Origin of the sequence: Actinomadura madurae (assembly GCF_900115095.1) — a bacterium.
Lineage (GTDB): Bacteria > Actinomycetota > Actinomycetes > Streptosporangiales > Streptosporangiaceae > Spirillospora > Spirillospora madurae.
In genome coordinates this window covers 401,970-425,893 of record NZ_FOVH01000002.1, presented here as the reverse complement: position 1 = coordinate 425,893, position 23,924 = coordinate 401,970, and the positions used below count along the sequence as shown (strand labels likewise).

Sequence of the window (23,924 nt, the reverse complement as noted above, 5' to 3'; positions counted from 1 at the left end):
CGCCGGCTAGATGTAGGCGCCGAAGCCGATCGAGGGCTCGCGGGGCGGGGCGTCCGGCAGGTCGGCGGAGCGCAGCAGCCGCACCTCGGCGACGTCGACCTCCCCTCCGGAGGTGATGCGCAGCGCCTGCCGGGAGATCGCCGCCTCCAGCAGGTTGCGGACGAGCCGGGCGTTGCCGAACGAGGCGTCCCGCCGGTGCGAGGCGACCAGCCCGCGGAGCGCCTCCACGACGCCCTCGGCCAGGGTGAACCCGGCGTCCGCGGCCATCACCTCGAAGATGGTGACGAGCTCGTCGTCGGAGTAGTCCGGGAAGCGCAGCACCTTCGGGAAGCGGCCCCGCAGGCCCGGGTTCGCCTTGAGGAAGTCCTCCATCTCGGCGTCGTAGCCGGCGACGATGACGACCAGGTCGCCGCGGTGCTCCTCCATCAGCCGCAGGAGTTCGGAGATCGCCTCGTGGCCGAAGTCGCGGCGATCCCCGCCCGCTGTCGTCAGCGCGTACGCCTCGTCCAGGAACAGCACGCCGCCGAGCGCCCGCTCCACCACCGCCCTGACCCGGGGCGCGGTCTGGCCGACGAACTCGGCCACGAGGTCGGCGCGGGTGACCTCGACCAGATGCCCGGACGACAGCAGCCCCAGCCGCGCGTACACGGCGGCGATCAGCCGGGCGATCGTCGTCTTGGCCGTGCCGGGGTTGCCCATGAACACCATGTGCCGCGCCGGGGCGGCGGGCACGATGTCGGCGTCGCGGCGCAGCCGGTCGGCGCGGGCCTCGGCGGCCAGCCGCGCCACCTCCTGCTTGATCTCCGCGAGGCCGACCAGCCGCTCGATCTCGGCGAGCGGGTCGCCCGGCACGTCGCCGGCGCCGCGGGTGAGCGTGTCCGGGACGTCCGCCAGCAGGATCTCGTCCAGCGACTCGGTCTCGTCGACGATCCCGTCGGCGAGGACGCGGCGGCCCTGCAGCGCCACCGCGCGGTCGAGCAGGGCGACCATCGCGCGGGCGTTGCCGGCGCCGTGCTCGCGCGGCGCCGACTGGGCGAGCGAGCGGACCTTGTCCAGCACGCCCGGGGCGAGCGCGAACCCGGCGTCCTCGGCCTTGCCCGCGAACACCTCCGCCATCTCGTCGGGCGTGAGGTCGGGGAACCGTACGGTGCGCGGGAAGTACGCGGCCAGGTCGGGATGCGACTTCAGCAGCCCGTTGAGCTCCGCCTCCGGGCCGGTCAGCACCACCACGAGGTCCTCGGGGTGCGCCTGGACGGTGCTGAGCAGCACGTCGAGCGCCTCGCGCCCGCGCACCAGGTCGGGCGCCGCCGAGACCAGCGTGTGCGCGTCCCGGACGACGAGGACCCCGCCGTGCGCCTGCTCCACCGTCCGGCGGACCCGCTGGACGCTCTCGCCGGCGTAGTCGCCGAGCAGGTCCGCGCGCTCCACCTCGACCAGGTGCCCGGTCGCCAGCACGCCGAGGTCGGCGTAGATCCGCCCGATGATGCCGGCGACGGTGCTCTTGCCCGTCCCGGGGTTGCCGGCGAACACCAGGTGGCGGGGCCGCCAGGTGGCCGGCATGCCCGCCTCGCGGCGCAGCCGCACCGCCTTGGCCTCGGCGACCAGCGCCTCGACCTCGCGCTTGACGGGCTCGATGCCGACGCAGGCGGCCAGCTCGGCGAGCGGGTCGGCCTCGGCGGGCCGGCCCGCGATGAGCCGCTGCGGGAGGTCGGCGGCGGTGACCTCCACCGGGCCGCGGGGTCGCTGCGCCTCGGTCTCCTCGCCGGGGGCCTCGCCGGATTCGAGGACCTCGCCGGATTCGGGGCCCTCGTCCCCCGGGGCCGCCGCCCGGCGTTCGGCCGCGGCGAGGGCCTGGCCCGCCATCTGCTCCACGAGCCTCGCCCCGCGCAGGTTCAGCAGCGGCGGAGTGCGGCGCAGGATGCCCGCGGCGGTCGCCGCGACCTCGGGCGCGGCCTTCCCGCCGCGCCGGTCGACGGCCAGCGTGAACAGCTCGGCGAGGTCGTCCTCGGCGAAGTCGCGGGTGCGGGCGACGTCGAACGCCCGGACGAGCGCCGGGTTGGCCTCGAACAGCCGCCGGTCGCCGCCGGGACGGCACAGCGCGATGACGTTCAGGGACGGCGACCGCGCCATGAGCCGCCGCAGCTCCTCGGCGGCGGCGGCGCCGCAGCGCTCGTGGGCGGCGAGCTTCTCCAGGTCGTCCACGACCAGGAGCATCCGCCCCTCCAGGCAGTCGCGGACGCGGGCCTGCAGCCAGAGCACGGCGTCGCTCACGCCCAGCGACGCGAAGACCTGGTCGGAGATCCACAGCGACTCGCGGACGGCGCCGCCCTTGGCCAGCAGGCTCTCGGCGATCTCGGCGGCGGTGCCCTTCCCGGTGCCCTCCGGGCCGGCGACCAGCAGCCGGACGGCCCGGACACCGTCGAGCCGGGCGGACACCGCGTCCAGCAGCAGGCGGGACAGCTCCGGCTGCCCGACGAGCGGCCTCCCGTCCGCCTCGGGCCGCGCCGGGCTCTCCTTCGCGTCACCGCCGGCGGCCCCGCCGGACCCGAACGCCAGCGTGTTGAAGACCCGGCGGACCGTGAACAGGCGCCGCAGGTCGGCCTGGAACGGGCGCACCGGAACGCGGCAGCGCGGGCTGACCGGCGCGTCCGGCAGGCCCTGCACCGCGCCGGTGACGCGCACCGCCATGTCCAGCCAGGCGCGGGCGGCGTCCGCCTCCCCCGCGACCAGGCCCCGGGCGAGCCAGGCGCGCACCTCGTACTGCCACGCCTCGGCCGAGTAGCCCTCGCGCGCCGCGCGGAACCGCTCCTCCACGTTCTCGTAGCGCGCCGTCCCGAGCACCACCGCGAGCTCGGCCGGGACGACCGGCGCCTCGGCGGCGAGCAGCAGCCGGGCGAGCGCCGTGTCCGGCTCGTCGCCGTCGGCGACCGTCCCGGCCAGGCGCTCGTGCGCGGTGTCCAGGCCGCCGACCGCCCACCCCAGGTAGCCCACCGGGCCGGAGAGCTCGGGCAGGACGGCCAGCTCCTCGTCGGTCAGGCCGGAGACCCAGGCGTCCTCCAGCCGGCGGTTGGGGACGGTCATGTCGATCTCGCGCAGCTCCGGGTCGGCGGCGCGCCGGTCGAACAGGTCCATCAGCGCGCGGCGGCGGCGCTCGATCGGCTCCAGCCCCTCGAAGACGTCCAGGCCGTCCCGTGCCAGCTCGAACATCACGGCGCGCCGCTCGCGGTCGTCTCCGGCGGGCTCGGGGAGCCACAGGCCCGGCGGGCGCCACCGCCCGCCCTGGGTGAACCACGCCGCCGGGTCCCGGACCGCGGACTCGGGCGTCGCCAGGAAGTCCGACAGCAGTTCGTAGTCCACATCGCCCCGCGAGCCGCCCCGGACCGCGGAGGCGCCCAGCAGGAAGGTCAGCAGCGACCACTGCTCCGCCCCGGCGGCGCTTGTGTCGCTCCCGTAGAAGTCGCTGAGCTGCCTCGTCAGCACGACGGCGCGCTGGTCGGTGTTGTAGGCCACCGCCCGTTCGCGCATCTCCTCGTACAGACCGTCGGGCACGCGCCAGGGGCCGTACGCGTACACGTCGAGCACGGGCTCCTCGGTGAGCAGCACTTCGAGATGGTCCGGCAGCCGGGGGGAACTCACCTGGGGTCGTCTCCTACACAGCGGATCGAGGCAATCACATCCGACAAGCACCCTACGACCCGGCACGATCAGGCACACCCTTGTTGCGCCTCGGGTTGGCAGGCGGCCCGCCGTCAGCGATAGTTGTCGGACGGAAAGTGTCCGGCGGACGGCCGTCCGCCGGTGCCTTCACCCACAAGAGGGGAACCCCCCCCCCGTGTCGCCTTTGGAAGTCACCACGCGGCCGGACGGCGGGCGCGCCGTCGTCCGGGTGTGCGGAGAACTCGATATCGCCTGCGCGGACGACCTGCGCGGGTACCTGAACGAGGCCCGCCGCGAGCACGGCGAGCACCTCGTCCTGGACCTGGCCGCCCTGGAGTTCATGGACTCCGGCGGGCTCTCGGTGATCGTGGCCTGCTACAAGGCGGTGACCGCGGCGGGCGGCAGCCTCGTCCTCGCGGCGCCGCGGCCCATCGTCCGCCGCGCCCTGGAGATCACCGGCCTGCACCGCCGCATCCCCGTCACCGAGACCCTGGAGGACGCCCTGGCCCAGCCGGACCCCGCCTAGAGCGGCAGCGCGGTGGGCCGCTTGGGGCCCCGGCCGTCGCCCGACGAGCGGCCGGTGGCCCGGCGGCCGATCCACGGGAGCAGGTACGTCCTCGCCCAGTGGACGTCCTCGCGCCGCAGGGTGATCCAGTCGGTGCGGTCCGTCGGCGGCCAGGGCTCGCGCCAGTCGCCCTCGGCGGGGACGCCGAGGGCCTCGGCCACGAACAGCGCCATGCGCCGGTGCCCCTCGGGCGACAGGTGCAGGCGGTCCTCGAACCAGGCGCGCGGGTCGTCGAAGATCCGCAGCGACCACAGGTCCACCACGGTGCAGTCGCGCCGGTCGGCGATCGCGCGCAGGTGCATGTTGTAGGTCGCGGCCCGGCCCCGGATGCGGGCGCCGCTGCGCAGCCCGCGCGGATCGAACCCGGTGAAGACCACGACGCGGGCGCCGGTGCCGCGCAGCCGGCGGACCGCGTCGTCGAACACCACCGCGGCGGCGTCGGGGTCGGCGCCCGGACGGATCATGTCGTTGCCGCCCGCGCAGAGCGTGACCAGGTCGGGGTCGAGTTCCAGGGCCGGCGGCACCTGGTCGTCCACGATCTGCCGGACGAGCTTGCCCCGGACGGCGAGGTTGGCGTAGCGCAGGCCCGGGTTCACCTCGGCGATGTGCTCGGCGAGCCGGTCCGCCCAGCCGCGGAAGACGTCGTCCTCACCGGGGTAGGGATCGTTGAGGCCCTCGGTGAAGCTGTCGCCAATGGCCACGTACGTCCGGATCTGCTCCATTTCCCGCATCGCTACCCCTTGCACGATTCATGGTCGAAAAGCGAATCAATCATGCATCGTGCACACAAGCTACGCGACCGTAGCCCGGCGGGCCGCGGGCGGGGCGGCCTCCGCCCCGGCTACGTCCAGCTCGGCGACGTGGTGCCGAGCTGGCCGCCGGGGGCACCGGGCGGCTGCGCGGGCGCGGCGGCGTGCTGCCCGCCCGAGTGCACCGTCATCGCGTGCTTGACGAGCATGATCAGCACCTGCTTGGTCGACTCGCGGCTGCGCGCGTCGCACTGCACGATCGGCACGTGCGAGCTGATCGACAGCGCGTCGCGGATGTCCTCGACGGCGTACTGGAACTCGCCGTGGAACCCGTTGACGCCCACCACGAACGGCAGGCCGAGCTCCTCGAAGTAGTCCACCGCGGCGAAGCAGTCCTCCAGCCGGCGGGTGTCGACCAGCACGACGGCGCCGATCGCGCCGCGGACCAGGTCGTCCCACATGAACCAGAAGCGGTGCTGCCCGGGCGTGCCGAACAGGTAAAGGATCAGCTCGCTGTCGAGCGACACGCGCCCGAAGTCCATCGCGACCGTGGTGGTCGTCTTGTCCGGCACGGCCGACAGGTCGTCCACGTCGGCGCTGGCCGCGGTCATCACCGCCTCGGTGGTGAGCGGCATGATCTCCGAGACCGAGCCGACGAACGTGGTCTTGCCGACACCGAAGCCACCGCCGACGACGATCTTGACCGAGGTCAGCTCGGCCTCCCCGCCGTGCGGCCCCGGGACCTGGTCAGAGCTTCCGAAGGCCACTGAGCACCCTTTCTAGCAAGCGGAGGTCCGGCTGTCCGCCGGCGGTGGTTGCGGGCTGCGACTGGTGGAGCCGCAGCAGGCCCTCGACGGCCATGTCGGCGACCAGCACGCGCGCCACCCCGAGCGGCAGGCGCAGCAGCGCGGAGACCTCGGCCACCGAGCGGGCGGACCGGCACAGGTCCATGATCGCCCGATACTCCGGCGTCAGCACGGCGACGTCCCGCGGCGGATACGGCGCCGCGGTGACCAGGGCCTCGATGGCCAGGTCGTAGCGCGGCTTGGTCCGCCCGCCGGTCACCGCGTAGGGGCGCACCAGCGAGCTGGTGTCGCTCTCCTCGCGTGCGGGGCGTCCCGGCGGGGGGACCCGGCCCTGGTCACCCGGCCAGCGCCCGGGCCCCCCCGGGACGCCGGGTCCTCCGGGACCGCCTCCGAAGGGACTGCCTCGATCCATGTCGCCGACCTCCGTCAGAGTCAGTCACGGTCAATAACGGGCGGGCCCGGCGCCCATCTCGGTCACGGGAGGCCCCGAGTACGGGGGCTGCTGCTGCTCCTGGGCGCGCAGCGCGGGGGTCAGCACCCGACCCACCCGCTCCACCAGCAGCGTCATCTCGTAGGCGACCAGCCCGAGGTCGCAGTCGGGCGCCGCCAGCACCGCGAACACCGATCCGTTCGTGATCGACATGACGAACAGCAGCCCGCGGTCCATCTCCACGACGGTCTGGTTCACCCCGCCGGCGTCGAAGATCTTCGCCGCCCCCTGGGTGAGGCTCATCAGTCCCGAGGCGATCGCCGAGAGCTGGTCCGCCCGCTCGGGCGGGAAGCCCGACGAGTACGCCATCGGCAGTCCGTCCGAGGAGACCACGACGGCGTGTGCGACCTTCGCGACACGGTCCGCGAAGTTCGTCACCAACCAGTTGAGATCCTGCCCGCTCACCGGGTGCCTCCTGTCTCGCCGTCACCCTGTGACGGCGCCTCACCTGACGTGCCTGCGCCGCGTGCCTCGTTGCGTCCACGGTGGACACCGCGCTGCAGGCTCGCGAAGCGGTTGCGTACGACGTCGGCCGACTGGCCGAAACCCTGACCCTGCTGGCCCTGCACCTGCTGGTCCTGCGGCGGCCGCGGCGGCGCGGCCTGCCCCGGGGCGCCCCCGCCCGGCGGCGGTCCCGGCGGCGGTCCCGCCGGGGCCTGCGGCGCGTCCTGCGCCGCCCGGCCGACCGCACCGGGGATGCGGTTCTTGCCGGGCACCCGCTTCGGCAGCCCGACGCTGGTGCGCGACGTCGCCACCGGCTCGCGGGCGGCCTCCGCGGCGCGGAAGCCCGCGTCCGCCGGGGACTCCCAGCCCTTCACCGGGTCCTCCCCGGAGGAGCCTCCTGATCTGCGCTGGAACCACTCCGACTGCATCGCGTCGAAGATGGGCGAGCGCTCGGGCAGCCTCGGCGGCGCCGCCGGCTCCGCCTGCGCGGCCGGCGCCGCGGCCCGCACGGCCGGTTCGGGGACGGGTGGTGGTTCCTGAATGAGGCCCTCCGGCGGGTGGGGAGCGGACATGGCGGGCGGCGACGGGTCACCGACCTGCTCCAGCGGCCCCGTCTCCCAGGGGATCTGCCGGGCGCCGGGGTCGGGCACCATCGGCTGCGCCTCGGGGACGACCGGCTGCGGCCCGGTCCGCCCGCCGGGCCGGTAGGTGCCGTTGCCGCCCTCGGTGTCCTGCCGGCGCTCGTTGCGCGGCTGGAAGAGGCCGTTGGAGGAGCCGCCGTCGGACGGGCGGCCCTGCAGGTGCGTGCCCGGCTCGCGCACGGGCAGCTCGCCCGGCCGGCGCGGCTGCTGCCGCTCCCCCGTCTCGTACGGGTCGTCCACCGGCTGCCGCCGGTCCCGGGGCGGGCGCCGCTCGATGGGCGGCGGCGCCACCGGGTGGGAACCGGTGCCGTAGGGGTCGTGCCCGCCCGGGGCGCCGGCCGGGATCGGCCCGGTCTCGCCGAGGCCGGGCTGCGGCCCGGTGCCGCCGCGGACCGGCCGGAGCGGGCCGGTGCCGCCGACCATCGGGTGGCCGCCGCTGCCGCCCGGCAGGGGGGCGGCAGGGCCGTAGTCGTCCTGCCGGAACCCGCCCGCGGGGGGCTCGGCGGCGGTGGTCAGCGCGGCGAGCTGGCCGTGCGACCCCGCCTCGCGCGGGGCGAGACCGGGACGGGTGCCGATGCCGCCGGACTCGCCCGGCGTGATGACCGCGTCGGGCAGCACCACGAACGCGGTGAGCCCGCCGCCCTGGGCGGCCCGCAGCTCGACGCGGATGCCGTGCCGGACCGCCAGGCGGCCGACCACGAACAGGCCCATGCGGCGGGCCGCGGAGAAGTCGATGACGGGCGGGTTCGCGAGCCGCCAGTTGGCCTGCTCCAGATCCTCGGCCGACATGCCCACGCCGTTGTCGGTGATCTGCAGCATGGCGCCGCCGCCGCTGAGCATCTGCCCCGAGACCGTCACCTTGGTGTGCTCGGAGGAGAACACCGTCGCGTTCTCCACCAGCTCGGCGAGCAGGTGGACGAGGTCGTTGACGACGGGGCCGGCGACGGTCATCTCGCCTTGAACCCGCAGGGCCACCCGCTCGTACTGCTCAACCTCGGACAGCGAGGCGCGGACGACGTCGATCAGGGGGACCGCCTGGTTCCACCTGCGCACCTGCTCCTGGCCGCCGAGGACGAGGAGGTTCTCGCAGTTGCGACGCATGCGGGTGGCGAGGTGGTCCAGCCGGAAGAGGTTTCCGAGCTGCTCCTCGTCGCGCTCGCTCTGCTCCAGCTCCTCGATCAGGCGGAGCTGGCGCTCGATCAGCGACTGGCTGCGGCGGGAGAGGTTGACGAACATCGCGTTGATGTTGCCGCGCAGGACCGCCTCGTCGGCCGCGAGCCGGACCGCCTCGCGGTGGACCTCGTCGAAGGCGCGCGCGACCTGGCCGATCTCGTCGGTGGAGTCGATCTCGATCGGCTTGACCTCGATGCCGCCCGCGGCGGCCTCGGGATCGCGCAGCCGGTCCACCAGGCCCGGCAGCCGGGTGCTCGCCACGTCCAGCGCGCCGGACTGCAGCCGGCGCAGCGGCCGCACCAGCGAGCGGGCCATCACGATCGTGATCAGCAGGACGATCAGCAGCAGCGCCGTCACGATGGCGCCGTCGATCATCGCGTCGGTGCGCGCCGCGGAGACGTTGTCGTCGCTCTGCTCCTTGATCGCGTCGGCCAGCTGCTTCTCGACCGCGCGCATCTTGTCGATCATGTCGGTCATCGCCGCGCGGATCCCGTTGGCCGACCGGGCGGTGCCGAGCGAGCGGGGCAGCAGGCCGCCGCTCGTGCTCGCCGCCTGGAGCACCCGCTGCCGCAGGTCCTTGCCCTGGTCGACCTTGGTGCCGACGACGGTGTCCTCGAACCGCTGCGCCTGGTCCAGGGACGCCGAGCCGCGGAAGGCCGCGAGCTCGCCGTCCTCCTGGGCGCGGGCGGCGCTCAGCTCGTTCAGCTCCTGCGGGGTCAGCTGCCGCACCCGCGCGCCGATGAGGAGCACGGCCCGCTGCCTGGAGACCGCCTCCTTGGCGCGGGCGAGCGCGCCGAGCGCACGGCTGGACTCCGCCAGAGTGTCGTCGGCCACGTTCTGCGAGATTCCGTCGAGGACGGCGACGAGCTCCTGGGCCGGCTCGGTGTACTTCTCGAGGACGATGAAGGCCGGGACCTTGGTGCCGACCACCAGGGAGCGCAGCGCCCTGAGCCCGCTGATGCGGCTCGTGACCGTCGCGGCGTCGCGGACGGCCTCGGTCCCGTAGGAACCGTTGATGCGGGAGGCCGCCGCCTGCACCTGCCTGACCACGGAGTCGGTCTGCCGCTGCTGCGCCTCGAGCTCGGGGCGCAGGGCCTCGGGCCGGCCGGCCGCGATGTACTCCACGGCCCGGTCCCGTTCGGCGGTGAACTCCTGGACGAACCCGGTGATCCCCTGCCCGAGCTCCGCCATCCGCTCGACGCGCCCGTACGACTCCGCCTCGCTGACGGAGCCGGAGATGCGCAGTCCTGAGAGCACGACCGCGGCGACCGTCGGAACCAGGATCAACACGATGAGCCGCTGAGGCACACGCCAGTTCCGCAGGCTCAGTCTGCCGCCCGACCGTGTCGAATGGTCCGACCCCACCTCGACGTCACCAGGCCGAGGATGGTCGCGACCTTCGTCGCTTGGTTGCATCCGCCGTTTACACCCTCTCCCTCACGATGCCGCACTCTCCGTGACCTCGCTGCCGCGAAGGGTCAATACAACATCGTCTCCACCTCCGGCGCACGACATTGCAGCACATCCACGGATAGGCCGCAAAGGACCATAGGCGAGTCGATATCAGCCAATGCCGGGATCACGACTTTATGCCCATATGTCCGATTCAACGAGTACGGACGGTCACACTCCGTGCCGATGCATAACGTCATCATCCGAACACGTCGGGTAACAGATCCAGCTTGCCCTCGCCGCCCGACGAACACGCCGCCCCGCGGCGGCGCCCGGCGGCCCGCGGACCCTCACGCTGCGAATTGGTCCGGCGATCGACCGTCACCAATGGGCTTAACACCATTGCAACAACGGCGAAATCCCATTGGACGGAAGGTCTTGTACGGCGCGATATCGCTTATCCCGCAGGGCCGGCGGCGCCCGCGGCGGGCCCGCCACCGGGGAGAACGCCCCGTCGTCACCATGCGTGCCATCCGCCGCACGGGACGCATAGGACACAAGAGAGTCACACAATTCGGTTGGAAACCGTCCAAGCCAGGCAGCCCGCGATACGCTCCCGACGCAACTGATCTTCAGGCGCGGCGGGTGTCGTGGCTACAGTCGTACCCCCTGGCTCGGATGCCTTGGGCCCCCCAAGCCCTGCCGAAGCAGCTTCCCCATCGAGTTAAGGAGTGCCGAATGCGGCAATCCCTACGTCTATCCGCGCTGGTCAGCGCGTTCGCCCTGGTCGCCTCAGTCATCGCGGGCTGTGGAGACTCCGATTCCTCCGGCGGCGGCAAGGGTCTCGAAACCGACACGATCAAGGTGGCGTCGCTTCCCCTGGTGGACGGCGCGGCCCTCTACGTGGCCCAGAAGGCCAAGCTCTTCGAGGCCGAGGGCCTGGACGTCAAGATCGTGCCGGTCCAGCAGAGCATCCAGGCGCTGCCCGCCCTCACCAAGGGCGACGTGAACGTCATCGCCGGCGCCAACTACGTCTCGTTCCTGCAGGCGAACGAGAAGGGGACGCTGAAGCTCAGCATCCTGGCCGAGGCGGCGACGCTCACCTCCAACATGATGAACGTCCTGGTCATGCCGGATTCCAAGATCAAGACGGCCAAGGACCTGGAGGGCAAGAAGGTCGCGGTCAACATCCTGAACAACATCCAGTCGCTCACGCTGGACGCGATCCTCAAGGCGAACAACGTCGACCCCAAGAAGGTCAAGTACGTCCAGGTGCCCTTCCCGCAGATGGCCACCGCGTTGCAGAAGGGGCAGGTCGACTCCATCCACACGGTCGAGCCGTTCCTCTCCGACACCGAGAAGAAGCTCGGCGCCCGCGTCGCCGTCGACGGCGGCAGCGAGCCGGTGACCGACCTGCCGATCAGCGGTTTCGTCACCACGCAGGAGTGGTCCAAGAAGAACCCGAAGACGGCCGCCGCGTTCCAGCGCGCCATCATCAAGGCGCAGAAGATGGCCACCCAGGACCGCAAGAAGGTCGAGGAGGTCCTGCCGAGCTACGCCAAGATCGACCCGCAGGTCGCCTCGGTCATCACGCTGCCGGGCTTCCCCACCTCGCTGAGCAAGACCCGCATGCAGCGGGTCTCGGAGCTGATGTCGACCTCCGGCCTGCTCAAGGAGAAGCCGGACCTGAACGCCATCCTCTTCCAGCCGACGTCGTGACGGCGGGACACTGATCACCTCATGGCACACGAGTCGACGCCGCCCCGCGGCCTCTCGCGCCCAGGCATCTGGGTGCGGGGGGCCGCCGGGGTGGCGGTCCTTTTCCTGGCGAGCGAGCTTCTCGGCAGGTCCGGGATCGTGGACCGTTCCTATCTGCCCCCCGCGTCCACCATCACCGCGCGCGCCTTCGAACTCGCCGGAGATCCGGACTTCCTGTTCAACGTCCGCGTCACCATCACCGCCTGGGCCCTCGGGCTGCTGATCGCCGTCGCGATCGCGGTCCCGCTCGGGCTGCTGTTCGGCAGCGTCCCCGCGGTCAACACCGCGGTCCGGGCGATCGTGGAGTTCCTGCGCCCGATCCCCTCGGTCGCGCTGATCCCGCTGGCCGCCCTGCTGCTCGGCTCCGGGCTCAAGATGGAGGTGCCGCTCATCGTCTACGCCTCCAGCTGGCCCATCCTGTTCAACACCATCTACGGGCTGGACGACGTCGACCCGACGGCGAAGGAGACGCTGCGCAGCTTCGGCTTCGGCCGGCTGCAGGTGCTGCTGCGCGTCTCGCTGCCGAGCGCCGCCCCGTTCATCGCGACCGGCGTGCGGCTGGCCGCCTCGATCGCGCTGATCCTGGCCGTCGGCACCGAGATCCTGTCCGGCTTCGGCGACGGGCTCGGCATGTTCATCGCGCAGGCCGGCAACGTGCCCGACGGCAACATCGACGTCCTCGCCGGTACGGTGTGGGCCGGGTGCCTCGGCCTGATCATCGACACGGTGCTCGGACAGGGCGAGAACCGCCTGTTCCGCTGGCACCGGGCCCAAGGAAGTGGTGTCTCGTGACGGCGGCGACCTTGACCGCGGGCTCCGCCCGGCGGCGCGCCGGCCTGGCCGGCCGGCTGGCCGGGGGCGCGCTGCACCAGCTGCTCCCGCTGGCGCTCCTCATCGCCGGCTGGGAGGCGGCGACGCGGATCTCGCAGAGCCCGTTCTTCCCCCCGCCCTCGGAGATCGTCCAGCGGATGCGGGACATGTGGCTGTCCGGCCCGGCCGACCACCTGTACTTCAGCGCGAAGGCGGGCTACTCCATCGTGCCCAGCCTCAGCCGGATGTTCCTGGCGCTGGCGCTGTCGGTCGTGGTCGGCGTGGTCGTCGGCATGGCGCTCGGCCGCTCGCAGAAGGCGCTGGCCTACCTGCAGCCGCTGCTCCAGTTCGCCCGGGTGATCCCGCCGCCCACCCTGGTGCCGGTGTTCATCGTCCTGTTCGAGCTCGGCACCCAGATGCAGGTGGCCTCGATCATCTTCAGCGCCATCTGGCCCGTCCTGCTGAACACCGCGGACGGGGCGCGCAGCGTCGACCGGATGCAGATGGAGACGGCCGAGTCGTTCCGGTTCTCCGCGTTCGACCGGATGCGGTTCGTCATCTTCCCGTCCGCGCTGCCGAAGATCTTCGCGGGGGTGCGGCTGGCGCTGTCCCTGTCGCTCATCCTGATGGTCTTCTCCGAGCTGCTCCCCGGCACCTCCGACGGCCTCGGCTTCGAGCTGACCAACGCGCAGAGCCAGTCCGACCTGCCGACCATCTGGGCGGTCATCGTGCTGCTCGGGATCCTCGGCTACCTGTTCAACTCGATTCTCCTCGCCGTGGAGCGCCGGGTCCTCGCCCGCCACCGCGGTGCACGAAAGGCGGATGCATGACCTCCGAGCTCACCGTCCGGGAAGCCTTCTTCGACTTCTGCCGGAGCGTGGGGATGACCACCCTCTTCGGCAACCCGGGCTCGACCGAGCTGCGGATGTTCCGCGACTTCCCCGCGGACTTCGAGTACGTCCTGGCACTGCAGGAGACGGTCGCGGTCGCGGCGGCCGCGGGCCACTCGCTCGGCACCGGCAACGCGACCCTGGTCAGCCTGCACTCCGCCGGCGGCGTCGGGCACTCCCTCGGCGCGGTCTTCAACGCCTACCGCGACCGGGTGCCGGTCGTCGTGATCGCGGGCCAGCAGTCCCGCGCCATGCTGCCGCACCACCCGTTCCTCGGCGCCGACGAGCCGGCGCAGTTCCCCCGCCCGTACGTCAAGTGGAGCCGGCAGCCAGAGCGCGCCGAGGACGTGCCCGCCGCGCTCGCCGAGGCGTACCGGGTGGCGATGACGCCGCCGCGCGGGCCGGTCTTCCTGTCCGTTCCCGAGGACGACTGGGACCGGCCGGCCGAGCCCGTCCCGCACCGCGAGCTGCGGACCTCGTTCGCCGCGTCCCCGGCCGTGCTCCGGGAGGTGGCCGACGCGCTCAACGAGGCCGCGAACCCGGTCGTCATCGTGGGCGCGGGCGTGGACGACGAGGGGGCGCTGCCCGGCGTGGTCAGCCTGGCCGAGCGGATCGGCGCGCCGGTGTGGATCAGCCCGCTGTCGGGGCGCTCCGGCTTCCCCGAGGACCACGCGCTGTTCCGCGGGTTCCTGCCGCCCGTCCGGGAGCAGCTCTGGCGGCGGCTGGAGGGCCACGACGTCATCCTCGCCCTGGGCACGCCGATCTTCACCTACCACGTGCACTCCGAGGGCCGCTTCATCCCGGACGGCTCGCGGCTGTTCCACCTGGACTGCGACCCCGCGCAGGCCGCGTGGGCGCCGGTCGGCACCAGCGTCCTCACCACGATCGACGCCGGCGTGTCCGGGCTGCTCGACCTCGTGGAGAAGGCCGACCGCCCGCTCCCCGAGCCGCGGGCCGCGCTCGCCAGGCCGCAGGCCGCCGACCCGATCGACCCGGCCTTCGTCGTCGAGACGCTGAAGGAGCGGCTGCCGGAGGACGCCGTCATCGTGGAGGAGGTCCCGAGCTACCGGGAGATGCTCCACGCGCGGCTGCCGATCACGCGGTCCGGGGGGTTCCTGACCACCGGGAGCGGGGCGCTCGGCTGGGGGCTGCCGGTCGCGGTCGGGCGGGCGCTCACCGGATCGGGCGAGCGCGTCGTCTGCGTCATCGGCGACGGCTCGATCATGTACTCGGTGCAGGGGCTGTGGACCGCCGCGCAGCACCGGGTCCCGATGACCGTGATCGTCCTGAACAACCAGGGCTACGGGGCGGTCAAGGCCCTCGGCCGCCGGATCGACCTGGAGACCGTTCCGGGCACCGACCTTCCGGGCATCGACTTCGTGGCGGTCGCCGGAGGGCTCGGCTGCCCCGGCCGCACCGTCACGACGGCCGCGGAGCTGGACGCCGCGATGGCCGAGGGCCTCGGCCACGACGGGCCGTTCATCATCGACGTCCGCGTCACTCCGGACGACGCCGCCGCCTACCAGCCGGAGGCGGACTGACCGCACCGACCGGACGCGGGGAGAGGCGAGGGCCGTTTCTGGCGGCGAAAGCGGCCGCCCTCGAAACGGTGAGGAAATATCACAATTTGTTCACACCTCTTCACGTAAGTGAGCACTGAGCTCCCGCCTCTCCCGGAGCGTGGCCTTCGTGCGCTACGCTCCCCGCGCGTTCAGGGTTGACCCCCAGCGATTTCCCCCGTCCATGGAGCGTCGCTCATGTTTGCTTCCCACTCCCGAGCCGCCTTCGCCGGCGTGCTCGCGCTCACGGTTGCGCTCTCCACGGCCTGCGGCGGTTCCGACGAGAAGACGTCGGCCAACGGCCTGGAAGAATCGCAGATCACGCTCGGCACCATGACGGTCGCCGACACCGCACCCGTCCAGATCGCATTGTCCAAGGGGCTGTTCAAAGCCGAGGGCCTGACCGTGAGAACTCAGGTCATCCAGGGCGGTGCCGCCGGAATCCCGCTGCTCAAGAGCGGCCGGCTCGATTTCAGCTTCGGCAATTACGTCTCGCTGCTCACCGCCGGGACCAAGGACCCCGGCTTCAAGCCGAAGATCGTCGCGGAGGGATTCCGGGCCGCGTCCAAGACGCACACCCTGATGGTGCGGGGCGACTCCCCGTACCGGACGATCAAGGACCTGGCGGGCAAGAAGATCGCCGTCAACACCAAGCGCAACGTCAGCACGATGCTGGTCCGCGCCGCCGCCCAGCCGCAGGGCGTCACCTTCGACGAGGACAAGAACTTCGTGGAGGTCGCCCCGCCCGCCATGGAGCAGGCGCTGAAGTCCAAGAGCGTCGACGCCGTCCAGGCGATCGAGCCGTTCGGCACCCAGATGGGCACGTCGATGGGCGCCCGCATGGTCGCCGACCTGTCCACCGGCCAGGCGGCCGACCTGCCGATCGCCGGCTACGCCGTCACCGAGAAGTTCGCCGAGGAGAACCCGAAGACGGTCGCCGCGTTCCAGCGCGCGCTCCAGAAGGCGCAGGGGATGGCCGCCGCCGACCAGAAGGCCGTCCAGACCATCCTGCCCAGCTACGCCAAGGGGATCGACGCGAAGGTCGCGGGCTCGATGAGCTACGGGACGTACCCGACCTCGATCGACGCCGCCAAGCTGCAGCGCGTCGCCGACCTCATGAAGGAGTTCGGCTACGTGGACAAGGCGATCGACGTCAAGACGTTCCTCGCGTCGACTTCATGAGCCCTCGCCGCATCGGTCTCGGCGCCGCCGGGGTGATCGGCGTGGCCGCCGTCATCGAGGTCCTGAGCCGCACGGGCCTCGTCGACGAGACCGCGCTTCCCCCGGCGTCGACGATCCTGCGGGAGGCCGGGAGGCTGGCCGCCGACCAGGAGTTCCTCGTCGACGTCGGGGCCACCCTGCGGGCCTGGTTCGGCGGGCTCGCGCTCGCGGTGCTCGTGGCGGTCCCGCTCGGCGTCCTGCTCGGCTCGGTGCCGCTGCTCGGGACCGCCGCGCGCGCCCTCGTCGAGCTGCTGCGCCCCATCCCGTCGGTCGCGCTCATCCCGCTCGCCATCATCCTGTTCGCGGACCCGACGCGGATGAAGATGTCGCTGATCTTCTACGCGTGCCTGTGGCCGATCCTCATCAACACCCTCTACGCGCTCCGCGACGTCGACCCGCTGGCCAAGGACAGCCTGCGCGCCTTCGGGTTCGGGACGCTGTCGGTGCTGTGGCGCGTCTCGCTGCCGAGCGCCGCGCCGTTCATCGCCACCGGCGTCCGGATCGCCGCCTCCGTCGCGCTCATCGTCGTGATCAGCACGGAGCTGTTCGCCGGCGGCGTCGACGGGGTCGGGATCTATCTCAGCGACACCCAGTCCGGCGGCGGGCGCCCCGACCTGCTGCTGGCCGGAGCGTGCTGGGCCGGTGTCCTCGGCCTGCTGGCCAACATGGGCCTGCTCGGGCTGGAGCGGATCGCGTTCCGCTGGCACGGCGCCCAGGTGGAGGGGGCCTCATGAGGGGCCTCAGAGCGACCCGGGCGATCGCCGAGCGCGGCTGGCTCGTGGCGCTCGCCGCCGTCCTGTGGGAGCTGCTCACCCGGGCGCTGGACGAGACCTACTTCCCGCCGCCCACGACGATCCTCAAGGCCCTGCACGAGCTGTGGTTCTCCGGCCCCGCGTCCCAGCTGTTCCTCTCGGACAAGGCGGTGGACGACTTCTCCACGAGCCTGACCCACCTGTTCATCGGGTGGGCCGCGGCGGGCGCCGCCGGCATCGCGATCGGCGCGGCGATCGGCCGGTCCCGGGTGCTGGACGATTTGTTCAGCCCGGTGCTGGAGTTCCTGCGGGCGGTGCCGCCGCCGACGCTGCTGCCGTTCTTCATCATGGTCTTCCAGCTCGGCGCGACCATGCAGGTCGTCACGATCGCGTTCGGCGTGGTGTGGCCGGTCCTGCTGAACACCGCCGACGGCGTCCGCACGGTGGAGCCGCTCCAGCTCGACACGGCGCGCGTGTTCGGCATCGGCCCGGCGCGCCGGCTGCTGACGATCGTGCTCCCGGCGGCGGCGCCCAAGATCTTCGCGGGGCTGCGGGTGGCGCTGTCGTTCGCGCTGATCCTGATGGTGCTGTCGGAGCTGTTCGGCAGCACCGCGGGCATCGGCTCCGAGCTGATCGGCGCGCAGCGCTCCTTCGAGCTGCCGCGGATGTGGGCGGGGATCGTGATGCTCGGGATCCTCGGATTCCTGTTCAACGCCGCGTTCCTGCTCTTGGAGCGGCGGCTGCTCGCCTGGCACGCCGGCGCGCGGAGGCTCGCCGGTTGACCGAAACCCCCCTTACCAACGATTTTGTACGCACACACACAGATAAGGCGGCCGACATGCTTCAGATATCCGGCCTCACGCATTCCTACGCGGACGGCCACCTGGCCCTCGACGGCCTCGACCTCACCGTCCCGGACGGTCAGCTGGTCAGCATCGTGGGGCCGTCCGGCTGCGGCAAGTCCACGCTGCTGCGCTGCATCGCCGGGCTGATCACCCCCACCGGCGGGAAGCTCTCCCTCGACGGGACGGCGATCAACGGCGTGCCGGACGACCTCGCGGTGGTCTTCCAGGACTACAGCCGCTCGCTGTTCCCCTGGCTGACCGTCCGCGACAACGTGGCGCTGCCGCTGCGCCGGCGCGGCAAGTCCCGCCAGGAGCGGCGCGCCGCGGCGCAGGAGGCGCTGGAGTCCGTGGGCCTGCCGGACGCGGGCCGCAAGTACCCGTGGCAGCTGTCGGGCGGCATGCAGCAGCGCGTGTCGATCGCGCGGGCGCTGGCGTACCGGCCCTCGCTGATGCTGATGGACGAGCCATTCGGGTCCGTCGACGCGCAGACCCGGGAGGACCTGGAGGACCTCGTCCTGCAGGTGCACCGGACCCAGAAGATTACGATCCTGCTGGTCACCCACGACATCGACGAGAGCGTCTACGTCGGTGACCGGGTGGTCGTGCTGAACCGCTCGCCCGCCCGGGTGCACGCCGACCTGCCGGTCGGGCTGCCGGCCACTCGCGACCAGATCGAGACCCGGGGGCTGCCGGAGTTCGTCCAGCTCAGGGCCGAGGTGGGGCGGCTCGTCCGGGGCGGCGCCACGGTGGCGGGCGCGGCGCCCGCCGCGTCGGGATCCTCGCGCGACAAGTAGAGCAGCGGACAGAGACCGAGGCGGACGGGGCACCACGCCCGTCCGCCCCGGCCATCTTCCAGCCGCGCTGGGCCTAGCCGGTGACGACCGCTTCCAGCCGGGTGGTCATCGCCCGCGTGGCCCGGTCGAACAGGGACGGGTCGTCGTACAGGAGCGCGTGCGCGGCGCCCGTGCGGCAGGCCGCCTCCAGCTCGAAGGCGAGCTGCGGGACGTCGGTGGACGCGTCGATCTCCCCGAGGTCCCGCGCCTCGCGCAGGCAGCGCTCCAGGAAGGCGCCCCAGTCGCGCTGGGACGCGGCGATCGCGTCACGGACGCGGCCGGGACGGGCGTCGAACTCGGCCATCGTGGAGTGGAAGAAGCAGCCGCCGGGGAAGACGGGCTCGCGCTGGTAGCGCTGCCAGGCGTCCAGCAGCGCGCGGACGCGCCCGAGCCCCGCCGGGGCGGCGAGGGCGGGTTCGACCACGTGCTCGCGGAACACCTCGACCGCCTTGCCGACGGTGGCGAGCTGCAGCTCCTCCTTGGAGCCGAAGTGCGTGAACACGCCGCTCTTGCTGATCCCCAGCTCGGTGGCGAGCCGGCCGATCGAGAGCCCCTCCAGGCCCTCCGCAGAGGCGATGTCGGCGGCCCGGCAGAGGATCACCCTGCGCGTCTGCGCTCCCTTGAGGAGACGTCCGTCAGTGCTCACGGGTCTTAATCTGCACGACCGTTCGTTCTAAGTCAATCCTCCCCTCCCCTTGACGCGGGGCCTCCGGATAGAAGATTGTACGACCGTTCGTTTATTTTTCTGGAGGCCCAGACCCATGACCGCCGAGACCACCGCGGCGCCGCCCCGCGCGGCCGGAGCACGGCGGGACGTGCCCTGGCTGGCGGCCGGGGCGACGTTCCTGGCCATGCTCGACGCCACCGTCGCCAACCTGGCCGTCGCCGACCTGCACGCCGACTTCCCGGGCACCTCGCTGTCCGGGCTCACCTGGGTGATCACGCTGTACGCGGTGCTGTTCGCGGCCCTGCTCGCCCCCGCCGGCCGGCTCGCCGACCTCGTCGGGCGGCGCTCGCTCTACCTGTGGGGCACCGGGCTGTTCACGCTGGCCTCGCTGGCCTGCGCGGTCGCGCCGAACGTGCCGGTCCTGCTGGTGACGCGCGGCGTGCAGGGCGCCGCCGCGGCCGCGCTGATCCCCGCGTCCCTCGCGCTACTGCTGAAGGACACGCCGCCCGAGAGGCGCGCCCGCAGCATCGGGCTGTGGAGCGCGGCGGGCGCGTTCGCCGCCGCGATCGGCCCCGGCCTGGGCGGGGTGCTGGTGGACCAGCTGGGCTGGCGGTCGCTGTTCGTCATCAACCTGCCGTTCGGCCTGGCGATGCTGCTCGGCGGGCTGCGCCTGCCGCGCGCCGAGGGCGCCGCGGGGCGGCTGCCCGACCTCGCCGGGACCGTCCTGCTCGGCGCCGGCGTCGGCGGCGTCGCGCTGGGCGTGACCCGGTCCCAGGACTGGGCGTGGACGGACGCCCGGACACTGGCGCTCCTGCTCGGCGGCATCGTCCTGGTCGCCCTGGCGCTGTGGCGGTCGGTGCGGCATCCGGTGCCCGCGCTGGAGATCTCGCTCTGGCGCGACCGGCAGTTCGCCGTCGCCAACGCCGCGTCGTTCCTCTACGGGACGGCCCTGTACGCGTGGCTGCTGCTCGGCGTGCTCTACCTGACCGGGGAGTGGCACTACTCGATCCTCAAGGCGGGCCTCGCCTCGACGCCCGGGGCGTTCACCGCCACCGCGGCGGCGATCGTGATGGGCCGCCTCACCGCCCGCACCGGCGTCCGTCCCGCGGTGGCGGGCGGCGCGCTGATCATGATCGTGTCGGGGGTGTGGGCGGTCGTCTCGCTGCCCGCGGAGCCGCACTTCCTCACGTTCTGGCTGCCGGTGGGCCTGCTGGTCGGGACGGGGATGGGGATGGTGACCACGGGCACCGCCTCGGCCGCCGCGCTGTCGGCCGGCCCGCTGCGGTTCGCCGGCGCGACCGGGCTCAACACGACGGCCCGCCAGCTCGGCGGCGCCCTCGGCATCGCCGTCCTCGCCGCGCTCCTGCCGGGCCGCGCGGCGCACGGCGACTACACCGCCGTCTATCTGTTCTGCACGCTCGCCGCCGCGGGCACGGCCGCCGCGGGGATGCTCCTCGCCGTCCGTCCCGCGAGGTCCTGAGAGGAGAGACGATGATCGAGACGACCCTGTCGGAGTGGACGGACCCGTCCGTGCTCCCCGCCGCGGAGGCCGCGGCACTGCTCGCCGACGCGCCCTGGACGAGGATGGTGACGATCGGCGACAGCGTCGCCGAGGGGATCCGGGAGCCGGTCCCGGGGTACCGCGACCTGTCGTGGACCGACCGCGTCGAAGAGGCGCTCGGCGCGGTGGCGCCCGGGTTCACGGCGCTGAACCTCGGCCGCCGCGACCTCGTCGCCGCCGAGGTGGCGGCCGGGCAGCTCCGGCCGGCGCTGGAGTTCGGCCCCGACCTGGCGTTCGTGGTGGCCGGCGGCAACGACATGCTCCGCCCGCGCTTCGACGCCGCCGGGGTGCGGCGGGAGCTGTCCTCGATGGTCGCGGCGTTCCGCGCGGCCGGGGCCGACGTGGTCACGATCGGCCTGCTGGACATCACGGCCGCCGGCCTCGGCATGTCCCGTTACCGGGAGGTGATGTCGGCGCGGACGAAGCGGCTGGCCGCCCTGACCGCCGAGGTCGCCGCGGAGCACGGCGTCTGCCACGTCGACAACCCGCACGGGCATCCCGTCGCGGCCGACCCGGGCATCTACAGCGGCGACCAGCTGCATCTCAACGCCCGCGGGCACGCGTTCGCCGCCGCCAACACGATCCGCGCCCTGGCGGCTCACTTGGCGTCGCCGTAGCGGTCCACCACGGCGATGTCCATGGGGAACACGACCGGGGTGTCGCCGAACAGGAGGCGGCGGGCCTCGTCCGCCGAGGCGCGCACCGCGGCGGTGACGTCGGCGGCCAGCTCGGCGGGGGTGTGCACGATGACCTCGTCGTGCTGGAAGAACACCAGCCGAGGGCGGCCGAGCGCGGTGAGGCGGCGGCGCAGCGAGCCGAGCAGGGCCAGCGCCCAGTCGGCGGCCGTCGCCTGCACGACGAAGTTGCGGGTGAAGCGGCCCCGGCCGCGCAGCGCCTGCGCCGCCTGCCCCTGGCGGGGGCCGGCCGCGTCGTCGTCGCCCGCCGCGGTCAGCTCGCGCCATCCGGCGGACGGCGGCGGGCACGTGCGGCCGAGCCGGGACCGGACGAGCCGGCCCCGCTCCCCCGCCCGCGCGGCGGCCTCCACGTACTCGAAGGCGTCGGGGAACCTGTTCTTCAGGACGGCGAGGAGCTGCACCGCCTCCCCCGTCCCGCCCCCGTACATGGCGGACAGCAGGGCGAGCTTGGCCTTGGCGCGGGCGCTCAGGCCGCCGTCGCCGTCGTCGTGGAAGGCGTCGGAGAGCGCCGTGTAGAGGTCGCCGTGCGCGGCGGCGTCGGCGAAGGCCCGGTCGCCGGCCAGCGCCGCCAGCACCCGCGGTTCGAGCTGCGCGGCGTCCGCCACGACCAGCGACCAGCCGGGATCGGCGACGACGGCCCTGCGCAGGACGCGCGGGATCTGCAGGGCGCCGCCGCCGCTCGTCGCCCAGCGCCCGGACACCACGCCGCCGACCACGTACTCGGGCCGGAACCGGCCACCGCTCACCCACGTGTCGAGCCACGCCCACCCGTGCGCGGTGTGCAGGCGGGAGAGCTCCTTGTACTCCAGCAGCAGCGGGACGGCCGGATGGTCGAGCCGCTTGAGGACGTGCGCGCGGGTGGACGGGATCGGCAGGCCCGCCGACGCGAACGCCTTGAGGATCTGTGCCGGAGAGTCGGGGTTGACGTGCGCCCGAGGGCCGAACGCGGCGTTGATCCGGTCGGCGAGGTCCTGCAGCCTGCGGGGGCGCAGGCCGCCCGAGGGGCGCGGCCCGAGCAGTTCGGTGAGCAGCGCGTCGTGCTCGTCGGCCGACCAGGGCAGCCCATCGCGCGCCATCTCCGCCGCGACCAGCGACCCGGCCGACTCCGCCGCCGCGAGCAGCGCGAACCCGCCGAGCCCGGCGATGGCGCGCTGCTGCTCGGCGTGCACCGCGACGATCTGCTCCAGGTCGTCGGCGGGCTCGTCGCGTGCGGCGTCGTCGAACAGCGACGCCTGCGCGGGCTCCTCGCGCGGCGGGCGGTCGGCCGGCACCGGCTCGCCGCGCAGCCGCGCCCAGGCCGCCCGGACGGAGCGCGGCTCCCCGTACCGCCCGGCGTGCCCGAGCAGCAGGCTCTCGACCAGTTCGAGGTCGTGGCAGCGCCCCACCCGCACCCCGGCGTCCAGCAGCCGCGGGTAGAGCCGCGCCGTGGCCCCCCACACCCACCGCGGCGACTCCCCCCGCTCCCGCTCCGCGATCGCCGACACCAGGTCGGGTACGACTTCGACCGGCCCTGCCGGACTTCCGTCCTCGGTCAAAGGCCGCAGTGATCCCCCATCCCCTGTTCCAGCGGCAACCGCCATCCTCACGAACCCATTGTCCCGCCGACCACCGACAGAACCGGGCACGCAGAAGGCCCCTCCGGGGGTAACCGAAGGGGCCTTCCACGAACCGGTTCAGCAGGCCAGGGCCGCGGCCCGCTGCTCAGAGCGTCTGAACCTCGACCACCGACGACCTCAGCCGCTGCGATCGCGTCCGAAGGCAGGTTCAAGCGAAGCGAGAACCTGATCGCGCAGCGAGCCGCAAGGCGAGCCGGAGCGATGCCAGCGATCGCGCGCGTTTCTCGACGATGGAGGCCCGCCAGGGCCGAAGGAGGAGAGGAACGCAAACAAACTACGCGACCAGGGAGACCTGCTGGCCCGCGGGGGTGTCGCCGTAGCGGTCGGTGACCTTGTTGAGCTGGAGCTGGTAGTACAGGACGCCGAAGCCGAGGATGCCGAGCAGGAAGCCCATGCCGCCGCTGCAGCTGGGCTGGAGGCCGGCGGCGCGCTGGGCCTGGGCGATGCGCCCGGCGAGCTTGACCCACATGATCAGGGGCCAGATGCCGAGGGTGATGCTGCCGAACAACAGGGACAGCAGCGCGTTGACGGCGGCGTTGTCGATGCGACGGTCGTACTCGTGCAGCTCGTTGTGGACCTTGAAGAACCAGACGAGGCCGTAGATGCCGAAGGTGATGATCGGCAGGCCGAGCCAGGCGCCGATCGGGTTGCGGCGCTTCATGTTCTGGCCGGCGCCGCGGGCGGTGGGCGCCTGCTGCTGCGCGGGGGCGGGCGCGTAGCCGCCCTGGTAGGCCTGCTGTTGCTGCTGAGGGTGCTGCTGGCCCTGACCCTGCTGGGGGTAACTCATTGAGAAGCTCCTG

General features: G+C 72.9%; 20 protein-coding genes. 11 read left to right on the top strand and 9 right to left on the bottom strand.

Going from position 1 to position 23,924, the window contains the following annotated elements; all coding sequences use genetic code 11:
• Positions 1 to 6 precede the first annotated feature (6 nt).
• Positions 7 to 3,636, bottom strand: coding sequence for an AAA family ATPase (locus BM339_RS07765; protein ID WP_075020360.1), 3,630 nt, complete (start codon positions 3,634 to 3,636; stop codon positions 7 to 9).
• Between the two features lie 196 nt (positions 3,637 to 3,832).
• On the opposite strand from BM339_RS07765, the gene BM339_RS48500 reads away from it, so the two are divergent.
• On the top strand, positions 3,833 to 4,183 hold the full coding sequence (locus tag BM339_RS48500; RefSeq protein WP_033333085.1) for an STAS domain-containing protein: 351 nt from the start codon (positions 3,833 to 3,835) through the stop codon (positions 4,181 to 4,183).
• On the opposite strand, the gene BM339_RS07755 is transcribed toward BM339_RS48500, so the two are convergent.
• The 5 genes from BM339_RS07755 to BM339_RS07735 form a co-directional block, all read right to left on the bottom strand.
• Positions 4,180 to 4,953, bottom strand: coding sequence for an SGNH/GDSL hydrolase family protein (locus BM339_RS07755; RefSeq protein ID WP_420866772.1), 774 nt, complete (start codon positions 4,951 to 4,953; stop codon positions 4,180 to 4,182). The genes BM339_RS48500 and BM339_RS07755 overlap by 4 nt on opposite strands.
• 110 nt (positions 4,954 to 5,063) lie before the next feature.
• Positions 5,064 to 5,684 (bottom strand): GTP-binding protein, encoded by a 621-nt coding sequence (locus BM339_RS07750; protein ID WP_024936053.1) that lies wholly within the window; start codon positions 5,682 to 5,684, stop codon positions 5,064 to 5,066.
• A gap of 34 nt (positions 5,685 to 5,718) precedes the next feature.
• Positions 5,719 to 6,189: a DUF742 domain-containing protein gene (locus BM339_RS07745; protein ID WP_033333087.1), complete on the bottom strand. Its 471-nt coding sequence runs from the start codon at positions 6,187 to 6,189 to the stop codon at positions 5,719 to 5,721.
• Between the two features lie 30 nt (positions 6,190 to 6,219).
• Positions 6,220 to 6,672: a roadblock/LC7 domain-containing protein gene (locus BM339_RS07740; RefSeq protein ID WP_021597692.1), complete on the bottom strand. Its 453-nt coding sequence runs from the start codon at positions 6,670 to 6,672 to the stop codon at positions 6,220 to 6,222.
• On the bottom strand, positions 6,669 to 9,815 hold the full coding sequence (locus tag BM339_RS07735) for a sensor histidine kinase (protein ID WP_218163589.1): 3,147 nt from the start codon (positions 9,813 to 9,815) through the stop codon (positions 6,669 to 6,671). The genes BM339_RS07740 and BM339_RS07735 overlap by 4 nt, the downstream gene beginning before the upstream one ends.
• A gap of 840 nt (positions 9,816 to 10,655) precedes the next feature.
• Between BM339_RS07735 and BM339_RS07730 the strand changes: the two genes are divergently transcribed.
• The 8 genes from BM339_RS07730 to BM339_RS07695 all read left to right on the top strand — a co-directional run bounded on the left by BM339_RS07730 (position 10,656) and on the right by BM339_RS07695 (position 18,546).
• Positions 10,656 to 11,636 carry an ABC transporter substrate-binding protein gene (locus BM339_RS07730; RefSeq protein ID WP_021597312.1) on the top strand — a complete coding sequence of 327 codons (981 nt, stop codon included), beginning with the start codon at positions 10,656 to 10,658 and terminating at the stop codon, positions 11,634 to 11,636.
• 21 nt (positions 11,637 to 11,657) lie between these two features.
• On the top strand, positions 11,658 to 12,467 hold the full coding sequence (locus tag BM339_RS07725; protein ID WP_021597311.1) for an ABC transporter permease: 810 nt from the start codon (positions 11,658 to 11,660) through the stop codon (positions 12,465 to 12,467).
• Positions 12,464 to 13,315 carry an ABC transporter permease gene (locus tag BM339_RS07720; RefSeq protein ID WP_075020358.1) on the top strand — a complete coding sequence of 284 codons (852 nt, stop codon included), beginning with the start codon at positions 12,464 to 12,466 and terminating at the stop codon, positions 13,313 to 13,315. Before BM339_RS07725 ends, BM339_RS07720 begins: the two co-directional genes overlap by 4 nt.
• The gene (gene mdlC / locus BM339_RS07715) at positions 13,312 to 14,916 is read left to right on the top strand and encodes a benzoylformate decarboxylase (protein ID WP_075020357.1); all 1,605 of its coding nucleotides are present in this window, start codon (positions 13,312 to 13,314) and stop codon (positions 14,914 to 14,916) included. Before BM339_RS07720 ends, mdlC begins: the two co-directional genes overlap by 4 nt.
• Positions 14,917 to 15,132: 216 nt before the next feature.
• Positions 15,133 to 16,116 (top strand): ABC transporter substrate-binding protein, encoded by a 984-nt coding sequence (locus tag BM339_RS07710; RefSeq protein WP_021597308.1) that lies wholly within the window; start codon positions 15,133 to 15,135, stop codon positions 16,114 to 16,116.
• A complete protein-coding gene (locus BM339_RS07705; protein ID WP_075020356.1) occupies positions 16,113 to 16,889 on the top strand; it encodes an ABC transporter permease in 777 nt (258 codons plus the stop codon). The genes BM339_RS07710 and BM339_RS07705 overlap by 4 nt, the downstream gene beginning before the upstream one ends.
• The gene (locus BM339_RS07700; protein WP_021597306.1) at positions 16,886 to 17,689 is read left to right on the top strand and encodes an ABC transporter permease; all 804 of its coding nucleotides are present in this window, start codon (positions 16,886 to 16,888) and stop codon (positions 17,687 to 17,689) included. Before BM339_RS07705 ends, BM339_RS07700 begins: the two co-directional genes overlap by 4 nt.
• Positions 17,690 to 17,745: 56 nt before the next feature.
• A complete protein-coding gene (locus tag BM339_RS07695; protein ID WP_075020355.1) occupies positions 17,746 to 18,546 on the top strand; it encodes an ABC transporter ATP-binding protein in 801 nt (266 codons plus the stop codon).
• Between the two features lie 73 nt (positions 18,547 to 18,619).
• Here BM339_RS07695 and BM339_RS07690 read toward each other — a convergent pair whose 3' ends face one another.
• Positions 18,620 to 19,231 carry a TetR/AcrR family transcriptional regulator gene (locus BM339_RS07690; RefSeq protein ID WP_075020354.1) on the bottom strand — a complete coding sequence of 204 codons (612 nt, stop codon included), beginning with the start codon at positions 19,229 to 19,231 and terminating at the stop codon, positions 18,620 to 18,622.
• A 115-nt stretch (positions 19,232 to 19,346) separates the two neighbouring features.
• Between BM339_RS07690 and BM339_RS07685 the strand changes: the two genes are divergently transcribed.
• Both BM339_RS07685 and BM339_RS07680 read left to right on the top strand, forming a co-directional pair.
• The gene (locus BM339_RS07685; RefSeq protein WP_021597303.1) at positions 19,347 to 20,732 is read left to right on the top strand and encodes an MFS transporter; all 1,386 of its coding nucleotides are present in this window, start codon (positions 19,347 to 19,349) and stop codon (positions 20,730 to 20,732) included.
• 11 nt (positions 20,733 to 20,743) lie between these two features.
• Positions 20,744 to 21,430, top strand: a complete 687-nt coding sequence (locus tag BM339_RS07680) for an SGNH/GDSL hydrolase family protein (RefSeq protein WP_075020353.1) — start codon at positions 20,744 to 20,746, stop codon at positions 21,428 to 21,430.
• Here BM339_RS07680 and BM339_RS07675 read toward each other — a convergent pair.
• Both BM339_RS07675 and BM339_RS07670 read right to left on the bottom strand, forming a co-directional pair.
• Positions 21,412 to 23,088: a bifunctional 3'-5' exonuclease/DNA polymerase gene (locus BM339_RS07675; RefSeq protein ID WP_075020352.1), complete on the bottom strand. Its 1,677-nt coding sequence runs from the start codon at positions 23,086 to 23,088 to the stop codon at positions 21,412 to 21,414. The genes BM339_RS07680 and BM339_RS07675 overlap by 19 nt on opposite strands.
• Before the next feature lie 310 nt (positions 23,089 to 23,398).
• Positions 23,399 to 23,911, bottom strand: a complete 513-nt coding sequence (locus BM339_RS07670; RefSeq protein WP_021598998.1) for a DUF4234 domain-containing protein — start codon at positions 23,909 to 23,911, stop codon at positions 23,399 to 23,401.
• Positions 23,912 to 23,924: the final 13 nt, after the last annotated feature.

Bases quoted from the DNA above. Each gene is read 5' to 3' on its own strand.
- BM339_RS07745 (WP_033333087.1), bottom strand. From the start codon at position 6,189: ATGGATCGAGGCAGTCCCTTCGGAGGCGGTCCCGGAGGACCCGGCGTC.
- BM339_RS07670 (WP_021598998.1), bottom strand. From the start codon at position 23,911: ATGAGTTACCCCCAGCAGGGTCAGGGCCAGCAGCACCCTCAGCAGCAA.
- BM339_RS07755 (WP_420866772.1), bottom strand. From the start codon at position 4,953: ATGCGGGAAATGGAGCAGATCCGGACGTACGTGGCCATTGGCGACAGC.
- BM339_RS07730 (WP_021597312.1), top strand. From the start codon at position 10,656: ATGCGGCAATCCCTACGTCTATCCGCGCTGGTCAGCGCGTTCGCCCTG.
- BM339_RS07695 (WP_075020355.1), top strand. From the start codon at position 17,746: ATGCTTCAGATATCCGGCCTCACGCATTCCTACGCGGACGGCCACCTG.
- BM339_RS07710 (WP_021597308.1), top strand. From the start codon at position 15,133: ATGTTTGCTTCCCACTCCCGAGCCGCCTTCGCCGGCGTGCTCGCGCTC.
- BM339_RS07700 (WP_021597306.1), top strand. From the start codon at position 16,886: ATGAGGGGCCTCAGAGCGACCCGGGCGATCGCCGAGCGCGGCTGGCTC.
- BM339_RS07675 (WP_075020352.1), bottom strand. From the start codon at position 23,088: ATGGCGGTTGCCGCTGGAACAGGGGATGGGGGATCACTGCGGCCTTTG.
- BM339_RS07680 (WP_075020353.1), top strand. From the start codon at position 20,744: ATGATCGAGACGACCCTGTCGGAGTGGACGGACCCGTCCGTGCTCCCC.
- BM339_RS07725 (WP_021597311.1), top strand. From the start codon at position 11,658: ATGGCACACGAGTCGACGCCGCCCCGCGGCCTCTCGCGCCCAGGCATC.
- mdlC (WP_075020357.1), top strand. From the start codon at position 13,312: ATGACCTCCGAGCTCACCGTCCGGGAAGCCTTCTTCGACTTCTGCCGG.
- BM339_RS07705 (WP_075020356.1), top strand. From the start codon at position 16,113: ATGAGCCCTCGCCGCATCGGTCTCGGCGCCGCCGGGGTGATCGGCGTG.
- BM339_RS07685 (WP_021597303.1), top strand. From the start codon at position 19,347: ATGACCGCCGAGACCACCGCGGCGCCGCCCCGCGCGGCCGGAGCACGG.